Here is a 21,026-nt window from a genome sequence, read left to right as displayed (position 1 = left end):
ACCCGGACCGGCTCAAGGGCTCCTACTTTCGTAGGGGATGCTGTGGCGAACGGACCGCGTTCGCCGGGGCCGCCTGGCCATACGCTCGGGGGCGTGGGAAGTACGTCGCTCGAACGCCGCCTGCTCGGCGAGGTGGCCCATGTCGTCGATCGCGTGGCCCCCTGGGCCGTCGGCCTGGCCGTGGCCGTGCTGTCGATCGTCCTGCCGTTACCCGGCCAGGCGTACGAGGCGGCCACAGATCTGCTGCGGGTACTGTTCTCCGTCGCATGCGGCGCGGCGGCGTGGGCCGGGCGCAGGTGGCGCTGGCCGCTGATCGTGCTGGGCTCGGCGGCCTGCGTGCTGTTCGGGCAGTGGCACGTCCTGGCCGTGGCGACGTACTACGTGGTGACGGCCGCGCCGCGGCGCCGCCTGGTTTTTGTTTACGTCGCGGCCGCGACCGTCCTTGTCACCGTACGACCCGTCCTGGCGCCGCCTGGTGAGGGCTGGTCGCTGGAGGAGGTGGGGGCAAATCTCGTCTGGGCGGTCGTGCTGCCGCTGGTGGCGGGCCTGTGGGTGGGCGCACGCAGGCAGGTGCTGGCAGCGCTGCACGAACGCGCCGCGCGGCTGGAGCGAGAGCAGGCGGCCCGGGCAGAACAGGCCCGGGCGCAGGAACGCACGCGGATCGCGCGGGAGATGCACGACGTGGTCGCCCACCGGGTGTCGCTGATCGTGCTACACGCCGGCGCGCTGGAGGTCAGCGTCCCGGACGAACGCACGGCCGCCGAGATCGCGAGTATCAGGGCCACCGGCAGGGAGGCGCTGGCGAACCTGCGCGAGGTCCTCGGCGTGCTCCGCACCCAGGAGTCCCCCGACGGCCACGCCCCGCCCCCGTCGCTCGCCGACCTCGACAGGCTGCTGGGCCAGTCGAGGTCCGCGGGGCTGCACGTGCGACGCCGGGACGAGGGAGCCCCCCGGCCGGTTCCGGAGGCCGCGCAGCGCGCCGCCTACCGCGTGGTCCAGGAGGCCCTCACCAACGTCCACAAGCACGTGGGCGAGTGCGACGTCGACGTCGTCCTGCGCTACGGTCCCGGCGGGCTGGAGGTGATCGTGGACAACGGCCCGCCCGCTGGCCCGCGCCCCGCCGAATCTCTCCCCGGCGGCGGCCTCGGGCTGCTCGGCCTGCGCGAGCGGGTGACCCTGCTCGGTGGCAGGCTCCGTACCAGCCTCAGCCCCGAGGGCGGCTTCACTGTCACCGCTCGGCTCCCGCTCGAGCGCGTCGAGGAGCCAGCATGATCAGGGTCCTGGTCGTCGACGACGAGCTCATGGTGCGATCCTGGCTGCGCATGATCCTGGAGTCGGCAGGCGACATCTCCGTCGTCGCCGAAGCAGGCGACGGGGAGGAGGCGATCGCTGCAGCCGCCCGGTGCCGCCCCGACGTCGTCCTCATGGACGTGCGGATGCCCGGCACCGACGGCCTGGCCGCCGCCGCCCGCATCGCCGCCTCGCCCGGCGCGCCGAAGGTCGTCATGCTCACCACGTTCGACCTCGACGAGTACGTGCACGAGGCGCTGCGAGCTGGCGCCGTCGGGTTCCTGCTGAAGGACACCCCGCCCCGTGACCTCGCAACCGCCGTCCGCACCGTCGCCGCCGGGAACGCCATGCTCGCCCCCACCGTGACCAGGCGACTCATCAGCGCATTCACCGAACGGCGCCACCCCTCCAAGACCGGTGACGCCCGCAGACTTCTCGGCGAGCTGACCGACCGCGAGCACGAAGTCGTCCTCGCCGTCGCCCGCGGCCTGTCCAACCGGCAGATCGGCCGCGAGCTGTCCATGACCGAGACGACCGTCAAGGCACACGTCAGCCGCGCGCTGGCCAAACTGCGCCTCGCCAACCGGGTGCAGGCAGCGATCCTGGTACACGAGGCTGGCCTCCTCTGACCCCCCCGTTTCCGGCCCCCGCGCGAATCCGCAGCGATCGGCCCTTATCCTGAGGCTTCAGAAAACCTTCGTTTTTTGAAGATCTTGAAAACGGGCTACCGGAGGCCTCCCAAGCCTTCAAAAACTCCTTCAACAACTCTGGTGGTTCAAGAACCTCTAAACACCGTTTGTTGAGAGAATGACCGGCGTGACCGACGCCCTGCAGCTCCCCGCCGACCCGCTGGCCGCCTTCCCCGCCCACCGCAGCGAGATCCGCATCGGCTACGCCCGCGTCTCCACCCGCAGCCAGAGCCTGGACCGCCAGATCGACGCCCTGACCGCCGCAGGCTGCCGACGCATCTTCGCCGACAAGAAGTCCGGCAAGAACGCCCTCCGCCCGGAGTTGACGGCCTGCCACGCCTTCCTGTCCGCCGGTGACACACTGGTGGTGCCCGAGCTGGCCCGCTACGGCCGCTCCCTGCACGACCTCATCACCATGGTCGCCGAGCTGCGCCGCCGCGAGATCGGCTTCAGTAGCCTCCACGAGAAGCTCGACACCACCACCCCCGGCGGCCGGCTGGTCTTCCACGTCTTCGCCGCCCTGGCCGAGTTCATCCGCGAGCTCATCGTGGCCGGCACCCACGAGGGCCTGGCCGCCGCCCGTGCCCGCGGCCGCACCGGCGGCCGCCCCACCGTCGTCACCCCCGAACTCCTCAAGGCCGCCCGCGACCTGCTGCCCGACCCCGAACGCTCGCTCACCTCCATCGCCAAGCTGCTCGGCGTCTCGGTCGGCACCCTCTACAACCACATCCCCGACCTGCAAGAGCTTCGCGCAGGCCATCAGCCAGCTCTCATGCAAAGGGATTGACCTCGAAGAAGGCCACTCGCTGGGCTGGCGGTACAGGCATTAATGGATGACCCGAGGACCGCAGCTGTGATAGCGGCCCATGAGCATCACTACCGCCAGTTTCTGCACTCAGATTCCTCGAGGGCCTGTAGCGCTTGACCTGGTAGATGTCGTAGCCGTCGGGGTTCCAGAAATGTCGACGCCCCGGTCGCCTCGGGAGGGCGTGATCCGGTTGCCGTGCGCGTGCTTGAGCAGCAGCAGTGCCGCGACGAATTCCTCGACCTTCTCCCCGGGCTCGCGCTCCCAGTTGACCGTCGTCATGCATCACAGACAACCAGAAGGCGGCGACATTTCGCCCGTCACGCAGGGGGATAGGCGGAGGGGTGCGCGGCGGCTATGACGCCGTGTACGGCCGCCGTGATGCGCTCGGCGGCTTGGTCGGGGTCGGGCTGGCCAGCATCCAGCCAGGCGATGACGGCCTCCAGGGTGAAGGCGGGGATGAGGTTGGCGGCCCAGTCCAGCCACGGGCCCTCCGGGATGACGCGGGCCAGGTTGCGGCGGCCGACTTCGCGGGAGGCGGCGGTGATGGAGTCGATCAGGTCGCGGAAGTCGGGCTCGCGGGCGGCGTGGCGGAACAGCAGCCGGAACCCGTCGGGGTCGGCGGCGGCGGCGCGCAGCAGGGCGGGGATGGCGTCGTCGCCGAAGTCGTCGGCACCGGTGGCCTCGGCCAGCCGGGTGCAGGCGCGGTCGAGCACCGCGCGGTACAGGTCGGCCTTGGAGTCGAAGTGGCGATACAGCATGGCCCGGGTGAGCTCGGCCTCGGCGGCGATGTCGTCGAGGCCGGTGACGGCGTATCCGGCGCGGGCGAAGGCGCGGGTGGCCGCGTCCAGGATCTGCTCACGCCGCTCCGCGCGGCGCAACCGCCGCACCGGCGGTACCGCAACGGCCTCGCCGCCTGCTTCGGGGTGGTCCATCAGCCCTCCGCTTGTAGAAGGCAAAGTATACATGTAGCGTTTTAGACGTCGAAGTCTACAAACTCGCGTCTACCTCATGGAGGACTCCATGCCGTCCGCCCCCGTTCAGTTGCCGTTCGAGCAGCCTGGCCCGCTGGAGCCGCCGCCGCTGCTGCGCCGGCTGCAGGCCTCGGGCCCCATCCACGCCATCCGCACCGCGGTCGGTCATCCCGGCTGGCAGGTGACGGGGTATGAACAGGTGCGCGCCCTGCTGGACGACGCCCGGCTCGGCCGCGCCCACCCTGAGCCCGAACGCGCCTCCCGGACGGGGGAGTCAGAGCTGTTCGGCGGCCCGCTGGGCGGCTTCGACACCGAGCAGGCCGACCACCGCAGGATGCGTTCGCTGCTGCAGCCGCACTTCTCGCCCAAGCGGATGCGCGCGCTGCGCGGCGGCGTCGAGCAGCTCACCACCCAGCTGCTCGATGAGCTGGAGAAGGCCGGTCCGCCCGCCGACCTGCACGCCGCGCTGGCGCTGCCGCTGCCGATCGCGGTCATCTGCGAGCTGCTCGGCGTCCCGTACGAGGACCGTGAGCAGTTCCGCGCCTGGACACAAGAGACCGCCGACGTCACCGACCGCGCCCGATCAGCTCAGGGGCTGGGCGCGCTGTTCACCTACGGTCAGCAGCTGGTGGCCCGCAAACGCGCCGCCGGCGATGCGGAGGCCGATGTGATCTCCCGGCTGGCCGCCACCGACGGGGTGAGCGATGACGAGGCCGCCGCGATGGGGATGTTCCTGCTGTTCGCCGGGCACGAGACCACGGTCACCGCGATCGGTAAGGGCGTGCTGTGGCTGCTGGCCACGCCCGGCCAATGGCAGGCGCTGGTCACTGACCCGTCCCGGATCGACGCCGCGGTGGAGGAGATCCTGCGCGCCCCGAGCCTGGGCGGCGGCGGCATCCCCCGCTACGCCCGCGAAGACCTGGACATCGCCGGCGTGCACGTCCGCGCCGGAGACCTGGTCCTGCTGGACACCGGCGCCGCCAACCACGACGCAGGCGTGTTCGCCGACCCCGACCGCTTCGACCTCTCCCGGCCCGCCGTGCCGCACCTGATCTTCGGGCACGGCGCCCGCTACTGCGTCGGCGCGCCGCTGGCCCGCATCGAGCTGCAGGTCGTCTTCTCCCAGCTCGCCGCCCGCTTCCCCACCCTGGAGCTGGGCTGCGCGGTGGAGGAGCTGACCTTCGACAAGCGGACGCTGACCGGCGGGCTGACCACGCTGCCGGTGGTCTGGTGACCGCCATGAGCACGGTGAACACGAGCAGGCGGCGGCCGCTGTTCGGCCGGATGTATCCCAAGATGGCCGCCGGCATGGACCGGGGCGGCATGACCGAACGCCGCCGCGAACTGCTGTCCGGCCTGTCCGGCGAGGTGATCGAGGTCGGCGCCGGGCACGGCGCCAACTTCGCGCACTACCCGCCCGAAGTGACGCGGATGGTGGCGGTGGAACCGGAGCCACGGCTGCGCGCGCAGGCGCAGGCCGCCACCGCCGAGACAGCGGTCCCCGTGGAAGTGGTGCCCGGCGTCGCCGAGCGCCTGCCCGCGGCCGATCACAGCGCGGACGCGGTGGTGATGTGCATGGTGCTGTGCTCGCTGCCCGACGTCGGCGCGGCACTGGCCGAAGCGCGGCGGGTGCTCAAGCCCGGCGGGCAGCTTCGTTTCCTGGAGCACGTGCGAGCCGACACGACCGGCCTGGCCCGGGTACAAGACGTGCTGGATGCCACCATCTGGCCGCATCTGGTCGGCGGCTGCCACCTCGGCCGCGACGCCGAGGCCGAACTGCGGCGGGCCGGGTTCCGCATCGATCAGCTGGACCGCTTCCTGTTCCCGCCCGCGCGGACCCCGGTCTCCTTCCACATCATCGGTACGGCCCTGCGTGATGGCGATGAGTGAGCGGCGTGGCGAGGGGCGGCCATGGTCGTCATCGATACGGACAGCAGAGAGGAACGCTATGGACACCACGCCCCTCGCATTGACCGTGGCCGGCTTCGACGGCGAGCTGACGGGCGCGGGGACGCAGCCGTTCCTGGTGGACTTCTGGGCGAGCGGGTGCGCGCCGCGCAAGGCGCTCGCCCCGGTGCTGGAGGAGGTCGCGGCGGAGCTGGCGGGCCGGCTGCGAGTGGGCATGGTGCATTTGGACCACGCGCCGGAGCTGGCGGGCCGGTTCGAGGTCATGGCATTGCCGACGCTGATCGTGTTCGTCGACGGGGTGGAGAAGAAACGGCTGACCGGGGCGCTCACCAAGGCCCAGTTGCTCGCGGAACTTGAGGAGTTCGGCATCTGAACCCGCCACGCCCGGCAGCTCAGCTGCCGGGCGCGACGCTCACTGGCGCGCCAAAGCCTGAACCGAAAGACCAAGCGGGCCCGTCGCACCCCGGCTGACCAGCGCAGGTCGTTTTCGGGAGCAGCTGCCGGACTCAGTGACCACGGTGCTCAGTGATCCAGCGGGCGGCGAGCAGGCCGGAGGCGGCGGTCAGCACCGCGGCGGCGACGACGGTGGCCTCCAGGCCGAGGGCGTCGGCCAGGATGCCCGCGACGAGGGCACCGGCGGCATAACCGATGTCGCGCCAGAACCGATAGGTGCCCAGCGCGTTGGCGCGCCAGGCCGGATGGGCGTGGTCGGAGACCGATGCGATCAACGCCGGGTAGACCATGGCCGTGCCCAGGCCGAGCGCCACGGCGGACAGGATCCCGGCCAGCAGCGGGCGCTCCAGCAGCGCCAGCGCGAGGACGAATCCGCCAGCCTGCACCAGCATGCCGTAGACGATGAGGGGTTTGCGGCCGAGGCGGTCGGCCAGGTGGCCGGTGGGGGTCTGGCCGAGGCCCCACAGGATCGGATATAGGCCCTTGATCAGGCCGACGGCGGCCAGGCCGAGCCCGTGGTCGGTGAACAGCAGCGGGAAGACACCCCAGGTCAGGCCGTCGTTGAGGTTGTTGACCAGCCCGGCCTGGCTGGCGCCGCGCAGCGACGGCTCCCGCCAGGAGGTGCGCGCGAACGTGGCGGCCAGCCCGGTGTTCTCGCCGTCGGGCAGCGGCTTGGGGTGCTGGGCGAGTTCGAGGGCGACGTGGGCGGCGGTGTCGCGCACGATGAGCGCCAGGATCAGGCCGGTGGCGACGAAGACGACACCGATGAGCTCGGGAGCCGGACGTAGCCCGTAGGCGGTGGCCAGGTAGCCGGTCAGCAGCGCGGTGACGCCGACCGCGGTGTAGCCGGCGGCTTCGTTGAGGCCGGTGGCCAGGCCGCGGCGGGCCGGGCCGACCAGGTCGATCTTCATGTTGACGGTCATTGACCAGGCCAGGCCCTGGTTCAGGCCGAGCAGCACGTTCGCCGCCACGATCCACCACCACGACGGCCCCCACGCGAGCATGAACGGCACCGGCGTGCCGATCAGCCACCCGGTCAGCAGAAGCTGCTTGCGGGTGAAGCGCGCGGTCAGCGCACCGGCGGCGAGGTTGGTGGCCGCCTTGGTCAGGCCGAAGGCGATGATGAAGGAGAACACCGCCAGGTCGCTGGTCAGCCCGAAGACGTCGGCGCCGATCAGCGGCACGGTGGTGCGCTCCAGCCCGACCAGGCCGCCCACGCAGACGTTGACGACGACGAGCAGGGTGAACTGCAGCCAGTTCTCCCGCAAGCCGAGCCGCACGGGCGCGGCCGTGCGGGTGCTCACCGGGCACCGCCCTCAGTGGCGTCGAGCTTCGTGCCGTGGGCGGCGGCGTAGTCGGCCGGGCCGCCGTCTAGGACGGTCAAGCCGGCGTGCCCGGCGCGTTCCAACAGGCTCGCGGCGGTCATGGCGCGCTCGCCGTGCCCGCAGGCCACCACCACACCGGCCGGGGCGTCGCCTGCATGGCTGGCGAGGTCGCCGAGTTCGAGGTGCAAGGCGCCCGGCACGTGCCCGGCGGCGTACTCGGCTTCCTGCCGCACGTCGAGATAGGGGCCGTCCGGCGTCTGGTCGGCGGTAACGAACGCGGTGGTGGTCTGTGGGTGGCCGGCTTCCAGCCAGGCGGGCATGCCGCCGGCCAGGTGCCCAGACAGCCGCTCATAACCGATCTTGTACGCCTGCCACACGACCTCCGCCAGGTCCTGCCCGTCGCCAGCGACGAAGACCAGAGGCGTGGTGTCGGGCAGCAACCAGCCCAGCCAGGTGGCGAACTGATCCCGCAGCGGGATGGACAGCGCGCCGGGGATGTGCCCGGCCGCGAACTCGGCGGCAGGCCGTACGTCTACCACCTGGCCGCCGACGGCGAGCAGCGCCTTGACCTGCCCGGTATCGAGTGCCGGCAGTGGCGGTGTGCCGGCCAGGACGGCGGGGCCGCGCCGGTTCGCCTCGGTCAGGCGCGCGAAGTAGGCGGGGTAGGAGCCCAGGCTCACCGCCAGCCGCTCCACGAAGGTGTCCTCATCCGGTGCGGCCAGCAGCGGATTGGTCTGCTTCTGCGCGCCGATCGTGGTGGTGCGCTCGGCGCCGGGCGGGGCCGAGCAGAACGAGCCCGCGCCATGGGTGGGCCACACCGGAGTCGCGTCCGGCAGCGCGGCCAGCCGACGTAGCGAGCGGTACTGGGCGCGGGCCAGCTCCTCGGTGCGTTCGGCGCCGAGCAGATCGGTGCGGGCAGCCGAGTCCACGATCAGCGACCCGCCGGTGAACACCCCCAGCTCGTGGCAGTCGTCCAGCAGCAGGAACGACAGATGCTCGTCGGTATGGCCTGGCGTGGCCAGCGCGCGCAGCCGCAGCCCTCCCAGGTCGACCTCGTCACCGTCGGCCAGCCCCTGGTGCGGGAAGGCGCGTTCGCCTGCCGCGGAGGCCAGCACGGTCGTCCCCGTGTCATGGGCGAGCTGCACGGCGCCGGACAGGAAGTCGGCATGCAGGTGGGTGTCGGCCGCATAAGCGACCGTCAGCCCGCGACGACGGGCGGCGGAGTGCAGCGCGCGCAGGTCACGGCTGGGGTCCACGGCCAGCGCGCGGCCGTTACCCAGATCGACCAGGTAGGCGCTGTTGCCCAGCCCCTTGTCCACCAGCGGTATCAGGTGGTCCTCGGCGAATCCCACGATGTCCTCCACGATCTGGCCCCGGCGGTGCGGGAGGGAACGCGCACCGCTCTCAATTGTTACGATATTCCATAGATTAATGGAGGATTGGATGAGTGACGCAACCCCTGCCCAGGCCAAGGCCCACCTGTATGAGGCGTTCGCCGCCAGCGGTAAGGCGCTGGCCAGCGGAAAGCGCCTGGAACTGCTCGACCTGCTCGCCCAGGGAGAACGCACCGTCGAGGCCCTGGCCAATGCCGCCGGGCTGAACCTGACCACCGCGTCGGCCCACCTGCAGACGCTCAAGCAGGCCGGGTTCGTCACCACCCGCCGCGACGGCGTGCGCATCCACTACCGGCTGGCCGGCGACGACGTCGCCCAGCTGTTCGCGCTGCTGCGCAAGGTCGCCGAGACCCACCAGGCCGCCGTCGCGCCGGCACGCCAGGCCTACCTCGGCGAGGACGGCGCGGACGATGTCAGCCGGGAGGAACTGCTCGAGCGCGCCCAGGCGGGCGAGGTGGTGGTGCTGGACGTACGGCCGGTGGAGGAGTACCTGGCCGGTCACATCCCCGGCGCGGTGTCCATCCCGGTCGCCGAGCTCGCCGAGCGGATCAGCGAGCTGCCCGCCGACGCCGAGATCGTCGTCTACTGCCGCGGCGAGTACTGCGTGCTGGCCTACGACGCGGTCCGGCTGCTGACCGACCGCGGCCGGCGGGCGATCCGGCTCAGCGACGGCATGCTGGAATGGCGGCTGTCGGAGCTGCCCGTCGAGGTCGGAGCACCGGCGTGACCGCCCACCCGGTGCCGCACGCTCGGCCGCATCCGGGGCTGGCCGACGGCCCGGTCTACCTCGACTACAACGCCACCACCCCCGTCGACCCGCGCGTAACCGAGCAGGTGGCCCGGCAGCTGGGTGGCCTGTTCGGCAACCCGTCCAGCAGCCATTCCTATGGTGAGCGGCCCCGAGCGGCACTGGGGCGGGCTCGCGAGCAGGTCGCCGCCCTGCTCGGTGCCCGCCCGCACGAGATCGTGTTCACCGGCTCCGGTTCGGAGGCCGACCTGCTGGCGCTGCGCGGCGCCGTCCTGCCCGCCGGCCGACCCCACCCGCACGTGATCACGCAGGCCACCGAGCATCCGGCCGTCCTGGAAACCTGCCATGCCCTGCAGCGTCTGTAAGACGCTCGGGTGACGGTGCTGCCGGTCGATCCACTCCGGCCAACCGCGCCTGGATCTCCGGCGGGAGCCCGACGACCGGGTTCCTCAAGGGCACTGGCGAGAACGCGCTGGGCGGTTTCTTCAGCTCGCTGGCCGGGCAGGCCTGGGTGGACTGGCTGTTCATGGCCGGACTGCTCGGCATCGGCTTGGCGCTGATTCTGGGCGTCGGCACCAGGATCGCCGCCGTCACCGGCAGCATCATGCTGGTCCTCATGTGGGCGGCCGAGCTGCCCCTGGCCAACAATCCGTTCATGGACGACCACATCATCTACTCGATCGTGCTGGTCGGCCTCGCCCTCGCCAACGCCGGCGCCACCCTCGGACTCGGCAACCTCCCCATCGTCCAGCGCAACCCCTACCTCAAGTAGCCTGCAAGAAGCCATAGCGCCCACCTCTCGAAGGGGGGTGGGCGTCGCGCTGCGGCACGGAGGCGCGCGTGCTACGTCCGGGGGCGGGCGATGAACGTCGTGATGACGACCGCGACAGCGATTTGACGAATCCGGGTAAACGCGCGGGATTCAGACCGATCGGATCGGCAATACTACAGATCGCAATCGAGTATTACAATCTGTAGTCGAGGTGGAAGTCATGCGCAAGACGATCATTGTGGCTGCGGCCGTGGCCGTTGTCGCCGCTCTGTCAATAGCGGGTCGAACGGCCCTTCGGGGCGGCTCGCGTACCTCCAAAGGCCGCTCTTGACTCCAACCTGCGCGCCCGCCAAGGTGCTCGCCCCTGGTTGGAACCGGGCCAGGCGCGGTTGGGGGTCGCCGTGCGGCTTGATCCTTCGTCCACTCGCCCACGGCTTGCGAGTGTCGGCCCAAATGCTCTGCGCACAGCTGGAAGTCATCGCAGGCCGCAGGTATCGGAGCGTCCCGGCCGCCATCCTGGCCGATGCCACCATCACCATGCGGCAGCGACCGGTATTGCTCGATGTCTACGAATCATTCCGCAGACAGAGCCCGGCCGATAATCCGTCCGGCGATGCCCTGTCCACGCCGGGCATGCGCGCGGGTTGGGACAGAGCTGCTCCTATGCGATCTACACAGTTCGCGTCGCGGGCTGTCGACCGCGGAGGCACAGCGGCGGTTGTTGCAATACGGCCGCAACGAGTTGCGACGGCGAGGCACGCGGCGCTGGCCGGGCGAGCCGGGGCGTCATTCACCCATCCGCTCGCCCGGGTGCTGTCGATCGCAGCGGCGTTGCTACTGATCGTCGGTTAGCTGGTCGTCGCAGCCGCCGTCGTGCTGAATACCGCTTTCGCCTTCGTTCAGGAAATCGAGGCCGAGCGAGCGGTGGAGGCACTGGCGGAGTACATCCCCCAGCGGGCGAAGGCCGTGGGTGACGGGTCCACCCACGAGATCGACACGGCCGAGTTGGTGCCGGGCGACATCGTCGTCATCGAAGAAGGCGATCGGGTGGCGGCCGTTGGCACGGGTGCGGGCGTGATCCGCTTGACGCGGGGTGAGGGCGTTGTCGCAGCCGCAGACAGAAGATGCCCATACAGTCCGCCGAACGGAGCAGGGAGGCGTTTCATAAGCGGTCGTTACTTGCAGGACTTGAGGCGCTGTCCACGACATCCATGACGAACGACTCTTCCCCGGCGACCGCCTGCTGATGTGGTTATCTGCCGCCGTCCATCACGGTTGACGACCCTACGGGCTGACCAGATAGATCGCCGGAAACAACCTTGGATGAAGTCTGCGGCGTCGTCGATCGAAATGTGGGTAGCCGAGCCAGGTGCTGACCCACCCGCGTGGATCAGCACCTGGATCGGCGCACGTGGTTCGGCGAAGGAGACAGATCCGTGATGGCCGGTGAACAGTTCGGCAGCGGCACGGCCGGTGGCAGCTCGGCGGGTTCGGCGCGGACGCCCTGGATGATGCTTGCGTGTGCGACGTTAGGGTTTGCGTTGAATTTCTGGGCGTGGGCGCTGCTGAGCCCGCTGGGCCCGCGTTACAAGGAGCTGCTCGGTCTGTCGCCGGCGCAGCAGGCGTTGCTGGTGGCCGTGCCGGTGATCGTCGGCTCGCTGGGCCGCATCCCCATCGGCGCGCTGACCGACCGGTTCGGCGGGCGGGTGATGTTCCCCCTGGTGTCGGCTGCCACCATCGTGCCCGTGCTGTTTCTCGGCCTGGCCGGGCAGAGCTCGCTGGTCGCGCTGCTGATCGGCGGGTTCTTCCTGGGCATCGGCGGCACCGCGTTCGCCGTTGGCGTGCCGTTCGTGGGCGCGTGGTTCCCGCCAAACCGCCGGGGGCTGGCGGTCGGGGTGTTCGGGGCAGGCATGGGCGGTACCGCGATCAGCGCGCTGACCACTCTCCCGCTCACCCGCGCTCTGGGCCCGGCCGTCCCGTTCCTGATCAACGCCGCCGTGCTGGCCCTGTATGCGATTGTGGCCTGGCTGGTGCTGCGGGATGCGCCCGGCCGCACCGTAGCCGGCCAGCCGTTGGTGGCGCGGATGGCCGCCACGCTGAAGCTGCCGGTCTCCTGGCAGGCATGTGTGTTGTATGCGGTCTCGTTCGGCGGCTACGTTGCTTTCTCCGTCTACCTGCCCGCCTACCTGCAGGCCGGCTACGGGCTGGAGCAGGCTGATGCCGCCAACCGCATGGCCGGGTTCGTGCTGCTGGCCGTGCTGGCCCGTCCTGCCGGTGGCTGGCTGTCCGACCGCGTCGGGCCGGTGCCCGTCCTGGTCGGTGTCTTCGCCGTGGTCGCCGTCATGGCCGCCGTGCAAGCTCTCACCCCCGCCCTCATGCCCGTGGGCACCATCGCGTTCCTGACCATGGCCGGTGCGCTCGGCGCCGGCAGCGGCGCCACCTTCGCCCTGGTCGCTCAGGTCACGCCCGTCGGCCAGGTGGGGTCGGTGACGGGGCTGGTCGGCGCCGCGGGCGGCCTGGGCGGGTTCGTCCCGCCACTGGTCATGGGCTTCATCTACGGTCGGCTCGGCTCCTACGGTCTTGGCCTGGCGCTCCTGTCGGTCACTGCCGCTGGTTGCGTGGTACTGACCATGACGGCGATACGCGCTCTGACCATCGCCGCACGAGCTCCCGCCCGCTGAGGCGGGCACGCAGGCATCGAAAGCGCCCGAACTGCAGCTCCGGAAACCTTGTGGGCATCGAGAGCCCGACGGTTTCCGGTGAGGACAAGCTGATCTCCTGGCTGGCGGGCGACTGAGATGGCGCAAAGGACGCGGCGCTCGACGTGGAACCAGGCGCTATGGGCGGCTGCCGTGCTTGGAGGCGCTCAGCGGCAGCAATCGGGCCAGGACCGTCCTGGCGCTGGGGGCGGCAGGACGTGGCGGATGTTCGTCGAACGTCACGGCGATGTCCTGTTCGTAATGGCGTGGACGTGCCGCCCTCAGCCCTTGGTCTCGACGCGCCGGGCGCGGCACCGCTCGGACTTGGGTGCCCGCAGGGTCAAGACCCCGTCGGTCAGCTCATCCTCGATCTTGTGTCGGCGTCGGCCGGCTATGTCGGGGTCGACCGCGACAGCGCTGCCGTGGCCACGCTGGCCACCTTGCCGCGGACTGCGGCCACCCGGGTACGGTGGCACACCGCCGACGCCGCGCACACCGGACTGCCCGATGCGAGCGCCAGTGTGGTGTACGGCGAGGCCATGCTGACCATGCAGCCCGAGCCGGCCAAACGGCGCATCGTCGCCGAGGCGCACCGGCTGCTCGGCCCGTCCGGCCGGTACGGCATCCACGAACTGTGCCTGATACCCGACGACGTGGACCAGGTGCTCGCCGAGGAGGTGGCCGCGGCGCTGTCGCAGGCGATCCACGTCGGCGCCCGACCGCTGACCGTGTCCCAATGGCGTGGCCTGTTGACCGGCGCGGGATTCACGGTCACCGCCCAAAGCATCACTCCGATGCACCTGCTCGAACCGCGTCGATTGATCGCTGACGAGGGGCTGGCAGGCGCGCTCGGGATCATCGCACGGACGTTGCGTGACGCGCCGTCCCGCCGCCGGGTACTCCACATGCGCAAGGTCTTCCGCCGGTATCGGGCGCACCTGGCCGCGGTCGGCCTGGTCGCCGTCCGAGCATGACCCGCATCCACTCTCAACCACGCGAGGAAGTGACATGACCGCAACCCCGAAAAGTGACACCGCGACCCTGTTCGCCGATCTCACCGCCGAATTGGAGATTCCCGACAACGGCACGCTCAGCCGGCTGCTGTACCGCGATGATCAGGTGCGCGTGGTCGGCTTCGCCTTCGACGCCGGCCAGGAGCTCACCGAGCACAGCTCGGCGCTGCCTGTCGTCATCCAGGTCATCCAGGGCCGCCTGTCGCTCACCTTTGACCAGGACAAAGTCGAGGCGACTCCCGGCACCTGGATTCGCTTGCCGCCGCGACTACCGCACACCGTGCAGGCCGTCGAGCCGACCATCATGTTGCTGACCATGCTTTCCACGTCCGGCTGACCGCACGTTCGGTGATCAGCGTGACGGCTCCCAGCCGCGCCGGGCACTGGGTCGCCCTTCGTCCCGGCTGCGGTAGACGATGTACGGCCGGGTGAGATAGCCCACGGGCGCGGTGAGCATGTGCACCAGCCGGGTGAACGGCCAGATCGTGAACAGCACCAGCGCACTCAGTGCGTGCAACTGGAACAGCAGGGGAGCGTCGGCCATGAGCGCGGGATCGGGTTGGAAGTAGAAGATCGACCGGAACCACGGCGAGACGGTGTTGCGGTAGTCGTAGCCGCCGCCGACGATGTTGGCCAGGACGGTGGCGGCAAGGCCGAGGGCGATGGTGAGGGCCAGGACGGCGTACATCAGTTTGTCGTTGCGGGTGGTGGCGGTGAACACCGGGCCGACGGTGCGGCGCCGGTAGATGAGGATGGCCAGGCCGCCCACGGTGGCGATGCCCGCGATCGTGCCGAGGACGATGGCGGACAGGTGGTAGAGCTCCTTGCTCACGCCGATGGCCTCGGTCCAGGTATTGGGGATGACGAGGCCGCCGACGTGGCCGAGGGCCACGACGAGGATGCCGAAGTGGAACAGCGGGCTGCCGATGCGCAGCAGCCGCGACTCGTACATCTGCGACGAGCGGGTGGTCCAGCCGAACTTGTCGTAGCGGTAGCGCCAGATGTGGCCGAGCACGAACACGGTCAGCGCCACGTACGGCGCGACCACCCACAGCAGCGTGCTCATCGGCCCGCCTCCGTGATCGCGTAGGGTTCCAGGCCGACGGCTTCGACCGGCGGTCCCTCGGCCGCCAGTCGCAACGCGGTCTCCTGCTCGCGCGCGCCGGCCGGGGGCAGCGTGGCCAGTACGGCGGCGACCACGTCCGCGTACGGCGAGCGCTCGTTCTCCAGCGCCGCGCGCAGCACCTCGAGTCCTGCGCGGTGCTCCATCATCAGCCGCTGGGCCTCGCGCACGGCGCCGCGCGCCGACAGCTCGCACACCACGGCCAGGTGGTCAGGCAGCTCGCCATCGGCGAGCTCGAACCCGGCGGTGTGCAGCGCGTGCTTGAAGCGCAGCAGGGCCGCGCCGCGCTTGCGGGTGTCGCCGTAGGCGTAGTAGGTGAGGTAGGGGCAGCAGCGCCGTTTGAGGTCGAATGTGGCCACGTAGTGGGCGGCCAACTCGGAGGGGCTGGTGGCGGCCGCATGGGCGAGGAAGGCCGACAGCCGCTCGCGCACCTCGCCCGCCGGCAGGCCGGCCACCGCGGCGTCCAGCATGTCGAGCCCGTCGAACAGGCGCTCGTCGGGGTAGCCGAGCAGCACCGAGGCCACCATGTGAGCGGTCCGTGGGTCGCTCATTTCCGCCTCCTCTTGGGGAACAGTCCTTCCGGTGTGCCCTTGCCGTCCCAGTTGAGAAGGTTGATCCGGCCGCGCAACTCGTCAGCCTCGCCGAGGTCCTCGCCTTGCTGCCGCTCGCGCAGCGCGTGGAAGCTCTCCACCGCGATCGGCGCCGGCCGTCCGGACGCCTCGCCGAACGGGCCGGCCATGCCGGGGCCGCCCTCGTAGTCGAGGCTGCAGCCGGTGGCGAGCTCCTCCAGCTGGGTGCCCTGCTCGGCGTGGGCTTTGGGGATGACGTACCGCTCGTTGTAGGGGGCCAGGGCCAGCAGCCGGTGCATGTCCTCGACCTGTTCGCCGCTCATCCCGACCGCTGTGGCGATCGACTCGTCACGCTCCTGGCCGAGGTTGATGCGGCGCATGTACGAGCGCATCGCAGCCAGGCGGCGCAGCACCGCTCGCACCGGCTCGGGATCGCCTGCGGTGAACAGCTCGGCCAGGTAGCCGATCGGGATGCGCAGCGCGTCGATGGCGCCGAACAGGTTGCCCGCGTCCTCACCGTCGTGCCCGGTCTCGGCCAGCACGTCCACGACGGGCGACAGCGGCGGGATGTACCAGACCATCGGCATCGTCCGATATTCGGGGTGCAGCGGCAGCGCCACGCCGAAGTCGAAGATCAGCCGGTGGATGGGGGACAGGCGGGCGGCCTGCAGCCAGTCCTCCGGAATACCGCTTGCCCGGGCCGCGTCGATCACCTGGGGATCGCGGGGGTCGAGCATGACACCCTTCTGCGCCTCGTACAGCGCCTTCTCATCCGGTATGGCCGCCGCCTCGGCCACCCGGTCGGCGTCGTACAGAATGAGCCCGATGTAGCGCAGCCGCCCCACGCACGTCTCCGAGCAGACCGTCGGGATGCCGACCTCGACGCGGGGGAAGCAGAACGTGCACTTCTCCGCCTTGCCGGTGCGGTGGTTGAAGTACACCTTCTTGTACGGGCAGCCGGTCACGCACATCCGCCAGCCGCGGCACCGGTCCTGGTCCACCAGGACGATGCCGTCCTCTGAGCGCTTGTACAGTGCCCCGGACGGGCAGGAGGCCACGCACGAGGGGTTGAGGCAGTGCTCGCAGATGCGCGGCAGGTAGAACATGAACGCCCGCTCGAACTCGAGCTTGACCTGGTCCGACACCTTGGCCAGCACTGGGTCGGGGGAGGGGTCGCCGCCGAGGCTGTCGTCCCAGTTCGCGCTCCAGCTGATCTTCATAGGCTCCCCGGAGATCAGTGAGCGGGGCCGGGCCACGGGCGTGTCGGCCTGCATCGGGGCGGAGAACAGCCGGTCGTAGTCGTAGGTCCAGGGCTCGTAGTAGTCCTGGATCGACGGCATGAGCGGGTTGGCGAAGATCGAAAAGAGTTTCTTGAGCCGCCCGCCGGCCTTGAGCCGCAGCCGGCCGCGGCGGTTGAGCTCCCAGCCGCCCTTCCACTTGTCCTGGTCCTGGTAGGTGCGGGGATATCCCTGGCCGGGACGGGTCTCGACGTTGTTGAACCACACGTACTCGGTGCCCGCCCGGTTGGTCCAGGCCTGCTTGCAGGTGACCGAGCAGGTGTGGCAGCCGATGCATTTGTCCAGGTTCATGACCATGGCCAGCTGCGCCATCACGCGCATCAGTATTCGACCTCCTGGCTGCGGCGGCGGATCACGGTGACCTCGTCGCGCTGGTTGCCGGTCGGCCCCAGGTAGTTGAACGCGAACGCCAGCTGCGCGTAGCCGCCGATGAGGTGCGTGGGTTTGATCAACAGGCGGGTGAGGGAGTTGTGGATGCCGCCGCGCAGGCCGGAAGTCTGGCTCTTGGGGACGTCCACCACGCGCTCCTGAGCGTGGTACATGTACACCGTCCCGGCCGGCATCCGATGCGAGACCACCGCCCGCGCGACCACCACGCCGTTGCGGTTGACCGCCTCCACCCAGTCGTTGTCGGCGATGCCCGCCTTGGCGGCGTCGGTCGGGCTCATCCAGATGGTCGGCCCGCCCCGCGACAGCGTCAGCATCAGCAGGTTGTCCTGATATTCAGAGTGGATGGACCACTTGGAATGCGGCGTCAGGTAGCGCACGGTGATGCCGTTGTCGCCGGACTCTCCCACGCCGGGCTCACCGAACAGCGCGGTCATGTTCAGCGGTGGCCGGTAGACCGGCAGCGCCTCGCCCGCCTCGTGCACCCAGTCGTGGTCGAGGTAGAAGTGCTGGCGGCCGGTGAGCGTGTGCCAGGGCTTGCGGTGCTCGACGTTGATCGTGAACGCCGAGTACCGGCGCCCGCCGGTCTCGCTGCCCGACCACTCCGGCGAGGTCGTCACCGGCACCGGCCGTGCCTGGGTGTCGGCGAACGTGATGTGCTTGTGCTCATCAGCCAGCCCGTCGAACGCCGTGCCCGTGCGGCGGGCCAGCGTGGTGAACCCTTGGGCGGCCAGACGCCCGTTGGTGGTGCCCGACAGCGCCAGGATCGCCTCGCACAGGTCGATGTCACGCCCCAGCGACGGTCGCCCGTCGGCCACGCCGCCCCGCACGGCCCCGTTCGTGCGGCGCAGTCGCTCCACCTCCTCGCCCACGCGGTAGGTCAGGCCCTTGGTGGTCGCGCCGAGGCTGTCCAGCAGAGGGCCGAGCGCGGCCATCTTCGCCGCGACCGCGCCGTAGTCCCGCTCCACGATGGTGATCTTCGGGAAGTTCCGGCCGGGCACCGGCGTCGTCCCGGTACGCCGCCAGTCATCGACGCGGCCGTGCGGGTTGGCGTACTCGTCGGGGGTGTCGTGCAGCAGCGGCACCGCGACCAGGTCCCGGCGCGTGCCCAGGTGCGTGGCGGCCAGCGTGCTGAACGACTCGGCAATGGCGTGGAAGGCGGCGAAGTCCGTACGCGTCTGCCAGGGCGGGTCGATGGCCGGGCTGAAGGCGTGCACGAACGGATGCATGTCGGTCGAGGACAAGTCATGCTTCTCGTACCAAGTGGCGGCCGGCAGCACGATGTCGCTGAACAGCGTCGTGGACGTCATCCGGAAATCCAGCGACAGCAGCAGGTCCAGCTTGCCGCGCGGCGCCTGGTCACGCCAGGTCACGTCGCCGGGCCGCTGCTCGAGGGCGGCCTCGGTGGCCCGCAGCGCCGAGTCGGCGCCCAGCAGGTGGCGCAGGAAATACTCGTTGCCCTTGGCCGAGGAGCCCAGCAGGTTCGCCCGCCACACGGTCAGCACGCGCGGCCAGTTGGCCGGCGCGTCCGGGTCCTCGCCGGCGAAACCCAGCTCACCGGCGGCGGCCTTCCCGGCGATGTACGCGCCCGGCTCCTGCCCCGACGCCGCCACCTCGTCGGCCAGGTCCAGAGGGTTGCGGTCGAACGTCGGATACGACGGCATCCAACCCATGCGGGCCGAGGCCGCCAACAGATCGGCGGTGGAGCGCCCGGCGAACGCCCCCTCACCGAGCGGCGAGGAGACAGCATCAGCCGTGTAGGTGTCGTACCGCCACTGATCGGTGTGCAGGTACCAAAAAGCCGTGCCGATCATCTGCCGCGGCGGACGCGACCAGTCCAGCCCGAACGCCAGCTGAGCCCACCCCGTGATCGGCCGGCACTTCTCCTGGCCGACGTAATGCGCCCACCCGCCGCCGTTGACGCCCTGGCACCCGGTCAACGTGGTCAGCGCCAGAAACGAGCGGTAGATCGTGTCGGAGTGGAACCAGTGGTTCGTCCCCGCCCCCATGATGATCATTGATCGGCCGCGCGACTCCTCGGCGTTCGCGGCGAACTCGCGGGCGATCCGCGCCGCCTTCGCCGCCGGCATCCCCGTGATCGCCTCCTGCCAGGCCGGCGTGTACGGCGCGTCCGCGTCCTCGTACGACTCCGGCCACCGGCCGGGCAGCCCGTCACGCGCCACCCCGTACTGCGCCATCATCAAATCGAAAACCGTGGTTACCAGATGGCCACCCACCTCCCGGACAGGCACACCCCGGCGCAGCACACCGCTGGGCACGTCGAAGCGAGGCAGCGCCACCTCCACCGCCCGCCCGTCGAGCATCGTCAGCGCCGGATCGACCCCGCCCAGGTCCAGGTTCCACCGCCCCTCGCCGCCTGCGCCGTAACGGAAGCCGAGCGACCCGTTCGGCACCACCGCCTCGCCCGTACGCGCGTCGACGAGCACCGTCTTGAACGCGCCGTCCTCGCCCAGATCGGCGGCCGTGAGGAACTTGTCCGGCAGGAACGCGCCCCCCTCGTGCTCCCGCAACCGCACCAGGAACGGCAGATCAGTGAACCGCTTGACGTAGTCGACGAAGTAGGGCGTCTCCCGCTCGGCGAAGAACTCCTTCAGGATCACGTGCCCCATCGCCATGGCCAGCGCCCCGTCCGTCCCCGGATGCGGCGCCAGCCACTCGTCACCGAACTTGGCCGCGTCGCTGAAGTCCGGGCTCACCACGACGACCTTCTGACCGCGATAGCGCGCCTCCGTCATGTAGTGGGCATCCGGCGTGCGCGTCACCGGCACGTTGGAGCCCCACAACATCAGGTACGCCGCATCCCACCAGTCCGCCGACTCCGGCACGTCCGTCTGGTCACCGAACACCTGAGGCGAGGCCACCGGCAGGTCCGCGTACCAGTCGTAGAACGACAACATCGCGCCGCCGATCAGCGAGATGAACCGGGCGCCGACCGCATGCGAGGCCATCGACATGGCTGGGATCGGGGAGAAGCCGGCCACCCGGTCCGGGCCGTACGTCTTGATCGTGTGCACGTGAGCCGCCGCGACGATCTCGCACGCCTCGTCCCACCCGATCCTGACCAGCCCGCCCTTGCCCCGCGCCGACTGGTACCTCTCCCGCTTGGCCGGATTCGCCGTGATCTCCGCCCACGCCTCCACCGGATCACCCAACCTGGCCTTGGCCTCCCGGTACATCTCCACCAGCACGCCGCGCGCGTAGGGATAACGCACCCGCGTGGGGGAGTAGGTGTACCAGGAGAACGCCGCGCCACGGGGGCAGCCGCGCGGCTCGTACTCCGGTCGGTCACCCCCGACGCTCGGATAGTCGGTCTGCTGCGCCTCCCACGTGATGATCCCGTCCTTGACATACACCTTCCACGAGCACGAGCCCGTACAGTTCACGCCGTGCGTGGAGCGCACCACCTTGTCGTGACTCCAGCGATCCCGGTAAAAGGCATCGGCTTGTCGCCCACCCACCTGGTGCAACACCCGCAGATCGGCCGAGACCGTTCCCTTGCGCAGATGCCGCCCCATCCTCAGCAGCGCGTCACTGACCGGCCCATCCATGCCCGCCATG

The 21,026-nt window shown here is 70.2% G+C and carries 22 protein-coding genes and 1 pseudogene; 14 read left to right on the top strand and 9 right to left on the bottom strand.

Translation table 11 applies throughout. The features are described from left to right. Window positions 1-93 precede the first annotated feature (93 nt). The 3 genes from ACIBVN_RS52055 to ACIBVN_RS52045 all read left to right on the top strand — a co-directional run bounded on the left by ACIBVN_RS52055 (window position 94) and on the right by ACIBVN_RS52045 (window position 2,766). Window positions 94-1,272, top strand: coding sequence for a sensor histidine kinase (locus tag ACIBVN_RS52055; protein ID WP_397148877.1), 1,179 nt, complete (start codon window positions 94-96; stop codon window positions 1,270-1,272). Next, on the top strand, window positions 1,269-1,919 hold the full coding sequence (locus tag ACIBVN_RS52050; protein ID WP_397148875.1) for a response regulator: 651 nt from the start codon (window positions 1,269-1,271) through the stop codon (window positions 1,917-1,919). The genes ACIBVN_RS52055 and ACIBVN_RS52050 overlap by 4 nt, the downstream gene beginning before the upstream one ends. A gap of 187 nt (window positions 1,920-2,106) precedes the next feature. Then, window positions 2,107-2,766, top strand: a complete 660-nt coding sequence (locus ACIBVN_RS52045) for a recombinase family protein (RefSeq protein ID WP_397148873.1) — start codon at window positions 2,107-2,109, stop codon at window positions 2,764-2,766. A 108-nt stretch (window positions 2,767-2,874) separates the two neighbouring features. On the opposite strand, the gene ACIBVN_RS52040 is transcribed toward ACIBVN_RS52045, so the two are convergent. After that, complete coding sequence (locus ACIBVN_RS52040; protein WP_397148871.1) at window positions 2,875-3,066, bottom strand: hypothetical protein; 192 nt, start codon at window positions 3,064-3,066, stop codon at window positions 2,875-2,877. Between the two features lie 38 nt (window positions 3,067-3,104). Next, on the bottom strand, window positions 3,105-3,719 hold the full coding sequence (locus ACIBVN_RS52035) for a TetR/AcrR family transcriptional regulator (RefSeq protein ID WP_397148869.1): 615 nt from the start codon (window positions 3,717-3,719) through the stop codon (window positions 3,105-3,107). 88 nt (window positions 3,720-3,807) lie between these two features. Here ACIBVN_RS52035 and ACIBVN_RS52030 point away from each other — a divergent pair, with 88 nt between their 5' ends. The 3 genes from ACIBVN_RS52030 to ACIBVN_RS52020 are packed head-to-tail and all read left to right on the top strand — an operon-like array spanning window position 3,808 to window position 6,039. Next, window positions 3,808-4,992 carry a cytochrome P450 gene (locus tag ACIBVN_RS52030; RefSeq protein ID WP_397148867.1) on the top strand — a complete coding sequence of 395 codons (1,185 nt, stop codon included), beginning with the start codon at window positions 3,808-3,810 and terminating at the stop codon, window positions 4,990-4,992. A 5-nt stretch (window positions 4,993-4,997) separates the two neighbouring features. Further along, window positions 4,998-5,648: a methyltransferase domain-containing protein gene (locus ACIBVN_RS52025; protein WP_397148865.1), complete on the top strand. Its 651-nt coding sequence runs from the start codon at window positions 4,998-5,000 to the stop codon at window positions 5,646-5,648. A gap of 58 nt (window positions 5,649-5,706) precedes the next feature. After that, entirely contained in the window at window positions 5,707-6,039 is a 333-nt protein-coding gene (locus tag ACIBVN_RS52020; RefSeq protein WP_397148863.1) for a thioredoxin family protein, read from the top strand. A gap of 133 nt (window positions 6,040-6,172) precedes the next feature. On the opposite strand, the gene ACIBVN_RS52015 is transcribed toward ACIBVN_RS52020, so the two are convergent. Both ACIBVN_RS52015 and ACIBVN_RS52010 read right to left on the bottom strand, forming a co-directional pair. Continuing rightward, window positions 6,173-7,423, bottom strand: a complete 1,251-nt coding sequence (locus ACIBVN_RS52015) for an MFS transporter (protein WP_397148861.1) — start codon at window positions 7,421-7,423, stop codon at window positions 6,173-6,175. Continuing rightward, on the bottom strand, window positions 7,420-8,796 hold the full coding sequence (locus tag ACIBVN_RS52010; protein WP_397148859.1) for a rhodanese-like domain-containing protein: 1,377 nt from the start codon (window positions 8,794-8,796) through the stop codon (window positions 7,420-7,422). The genes ACIBVN_RS52015 and ACIBVN_RS52010 overlap by 4 nt, the downstream gene beginning before the upstream one ends. A gap of 91 nt (window positions 8,797-8,887) precedes the next feature. Between ACIBVN_RS52010 and ACIBVN_RS52005 the strand changes: the two genes are divergently transcribed. The 4 genes and pseudogenes from ACIBVN_RS52005 (at window position 8,888) to ACIBVN_RS51990 (ending at window position 11,199) form a co-directional block, all read left to right on the top strand. Then, window positions 8,888-9,565 (top strand): ArsR/SmtB family transcription factor, encoded by a 678-nt coding sequence (locus ACIBVN_RS52005; RefSeq protein WP_397148857.1) that lies wholly within the window; start codon window positions 8,888-8,890, stop codon window positions 9,563-9,565. Further along, complete coding sequence (locus ACIBVN_RS52000) at window positions 9,562-9,951, top strand: aminotransferase class V-fold PLP-dependent enzyme (protein ID WP_397148855.1); 390 nt, start codon at window positions 9,562-9,564, stop codon at window positions 9,949-9,951. Before ACIBVN_RS52005 ends, ACIBVN_RS52000 begins: the two co-directional genes overlap by 4 nt. A gap of 23 nt (window positions 9,952-9,974) precedes the next feature. Beyond that, a pseudogene (locus ACIBVN_RS51995) lies at window positions 9,975-10,358 on the top strand (hypothetical protein); the annotation flags it as partial. A gap of 523 nt (window positions 10,359-10,881) precedes the next feature. Beyond that, window positions 10,882-11,199 (top strand): cation-transporting P-type ATPase, encoded by a 318-nt coding sequence (locus ACIBVN_RS51990; RefSeq protein WP_397148853.1) that lies wholly within the window; start codon window positions 10,882-10,884, stop codon window positions 11,197-11,199. Between the two features lie 58 nt (window positions 11,200-11,257). Here ACIBVN_RS51990 and ACIBVN_RS51985 read toward each other — a convergent pair whose 3' ends face one another. Further along, a complete protein-coding gene (locus ACIBVN_RS51985; protein ID WP_397148913.1) occupies window positions 11,258-11,389 on the bottom strand; it encodes a hypothetical protein in 132 nt (43 codons plus the stop codon). Between ACIBVN_RS51985 and ACIBVN_RS51980 the strand changes: the two genes are divergently transcribed. The 4 genes from ACIBVN_RS51980 (at window position 11,325) to ACIBVN_RS51965 (ending at window position 14,407) form a co-directional block, all read left to right on the top strand. Next, window positions 11,325-11,573 (top strand): hypothetical protein, encoded by a 249-nt coding sequence (locus ACIBVN_RS51980; RefSeq protein ID WP_397148909.1) that lies wholly within the window; start codon window positions 11,325-11,327, stop codon window positions 11,571-11,573. The genes ACIBVN_RS51985 and ACIBVN_RS51980 overlap by 65 nt on opposite strands. Window positions 11,574-11,797: 224 nt before the next feature. Beyond that, on the top strand, window positions 11,798-13,039 hold the full coding sequence (locus ACIBVN_RS51975) for an MFS transporter (protein WP_397148851.1): 1,242 nt from the start codon (window positions 11,798-11,800) through the stop codon (window positions 13,037-13,039). A 158-nt stretch (window positions 13,040-13,197) separates the two neighbouring features. After that, window positions 13,198-14,031, top strand: a complete 834-nt coding sequence (locus ACIBVN_RS51970; RefSeq protein ID WP_397148907.1) for a class I SAM-dependent methyltransferase — start codon at window positions 13,198-13,200, stop codon at window positions 14,029-14,031. A 34-nt stretch (window positions 14,032-14,065) separates the two neighbouring features. Continuing rightward, window positions 14,066-14,407, top strand: coding sequence for a cupin domain-containing protein (locus ACIBVN_RS51965; protein WP_397148850.1), 342 nt, complete (start codon window positions 14,066-14,068; stop codon window positions 14,405-14,407). A gap of 15 nt (window positions 14,408-14,422) precedes the next feature. Here ACIBVN_RS51965 and narI read toward each other — a convergent pair whose 3' ends face one another. Genes narI through ACIBVN_RS51945 form a run of 4 tightly spaced genes read right to left on the bottom strand, consistent with a single transcriptional unit; the run spans window position 14,423 to window position 21,025 of the window. After that, the gene (gene narI, locus ACIBVN_RS51960; RefSeq protein WP_397148848.1) at window positions 14,423-15,136 is read right to left on the bottom strand and encodes a respiratory nitrate reductase subunit gamma; all 714 of its coding nucleotides are present in this window, start codon (window positions 15,134-15,136) and stop codon (window positions 14,423-14,425) included. Beyond that, window positions 15,133-15,744, bottom strand: a complete 612-nt coding sequence (narJ, locus tag ACIBVN_RS51955) for a nitrate reductase molybdenum cofactor assembly chaperone (RefSeq protein WP_397148846.1) — start codon at window positions 15,742-15,744, stop codon at window positions 15,133-15,135. The genes narI and narJ overlap by 4 nt, the downstream gene beginning before the upstream one ends. Beyond that, the gene (gene narH, locus ACIBVN_RS51950; protein ID WP_397148844.1) at window positions 15,741-17,381 is read right to left on the bottom strand and encodes a nitrate reductase subunit beta; all 1,641 of its coding nucleotides are present in this window, start codon (window positions 17,379-17,381) and stop codon (window positions 15,741-15,743) included. The genes narJ and narH overlap by 4 nt, the downstream gene beginning before the upstream one ends. Continuing rightward, window positions 17,381-21,025, bottom strand: a complete 3,645-nt coding sequence (locus ACIBVN_RS51945) for a nitrate reductase subunit alpha (RefSeq protein WP_397148843.1) — start codon at window positions 21,023-21,025, stop codon at window positions 17,381-17,383. The genes narH and ACIBVN_RS51945 overlap by 1 nt, the downstream gene beginning before the upstream one ends. Window position 21,026 lies beyond the last annotated feature (1 nt).

Source organism: Nonomuraea sp. NPDC049400, assembly GCF_044466425.1.
In the GTDB taxonomy this organism is placed as follows: domain Bacteria; phylum Actinomycetota; class Actinomycetes; order Streptosporangiales; family Streptosporangiaceae; genus Nonomuraea.
This window is presented reverse-complemented; position numbering and strand designations above follow the sequence as displayed.

Coding starts and splice junctions, on each gene's coding strand:
- ACIBVN_RS52025 (WP_397148865.1), top strand. CDS start 4,998: ATGAGCACGGTGAACACGAGCAGGCGGCGGCCGCTGTTCGGCCGGATG.
- ACIBVN_RS52020 (WP_397148863.1), top strand. CDS start 5,707: ATGGACACCACGCCCCTCGCATTGACCGTGGCCGGCTTCGACGGCGAG.
- ACIBVN_RS52035 (WP_397148869.1), bottom strand. CDS start 3,719: ATGGACCACCCCGAAGCAGGCGGCGAGGCCGTTGCGGTACCGCCGGTG.
- narH (WP_397148844.1), bottom strand. CDS start 17,381: ATGCGCGTGATGGCGCAGCTGGCCATGGTCATGAACCTGGACAAATGC.
- ACIBVN_RS51975 (WP_397148851.1), top strand. CDS start 11,798: ATGGCCGGTGAACAGTTCGGCAGCGGCACGGCCGGTGGCAGCTCGGCG.
- ACIBVN_RS52030 (WP_397148867.1), top strand. CDS start 3,808: ATGCCGTCCGCCCCCGTTCAGTTGCCGTTCGAGCAGCCTGGCCCGCTG.
- ACIBVN_RS51970 (WP_397148907.1), top strand. CDS start 13,198: ATGGGCGGCTGCCGTGCTTGGAGGCGCTCAGCGGCAGCAATCGGGCCA.
- ACIBVN_RS51990 (WP_397148853.1), top strand. CDS start 10,882: ATGCCACCATCACCATGCGGCAGCGACCGGTATTGCTCGATGTCTACG.
- narJ (WP_397148846.1), bottom strand. CDS start 15,744: ATGAGCGACCCACGGACCGCTCACATGGTGGCCTCGGTGCTGCTCGGC.
- ACIBVN_RS52005 (WP_397148857.1), top strand. CDS start 8,888: ATGAGTGACGCAACCCCTGCCCAGGCCAAGGCCCACCTGTATGAGGCG.
- ACIBVN_RS52040 (WP_397148871.1), bottom strand. CDS start 3,066: ATGACGACGGTCAACTGGGAGCGCGAGCCCGGGGAGAAGGTCGAGGAA.
- narI (WP_397148848.1), bottom strand. CDS start 15,136: ATGAGCACGCTGCTGTGGGTGGTCGCGCCGTACGTGGCGCTGACCGTG.
- ACIBVN_RS51945 (WP_397148843.1), bottom strand. CDS start 21,025: ATGGCGGGCATGGATGGGCCGGTCAGTGACGCGCTGCTGAGGATGGGG.
- ACIBVN_RS51965 (WP_397148850.1), top strand. CDS start 14,066: ATGACCGCAACCCCGAAAAGTGACACCGCGACCCTGTTCGCCGATCTC.
- ACIBVN_RS52050 (WP_397148875.1), top strand. CDS start 1,269: ATGATCAGGGTCCTGGTCGTCGACGACGAGCTCATGGTGCGATCCTGG.
- ACIBVN_RS51985 (WP_397148913.1), bottom strand. CDS start 11,389: ATGACGACGATGTCGCCCGGCACCAACTCGGCCGTGTCGATCTCGTGG.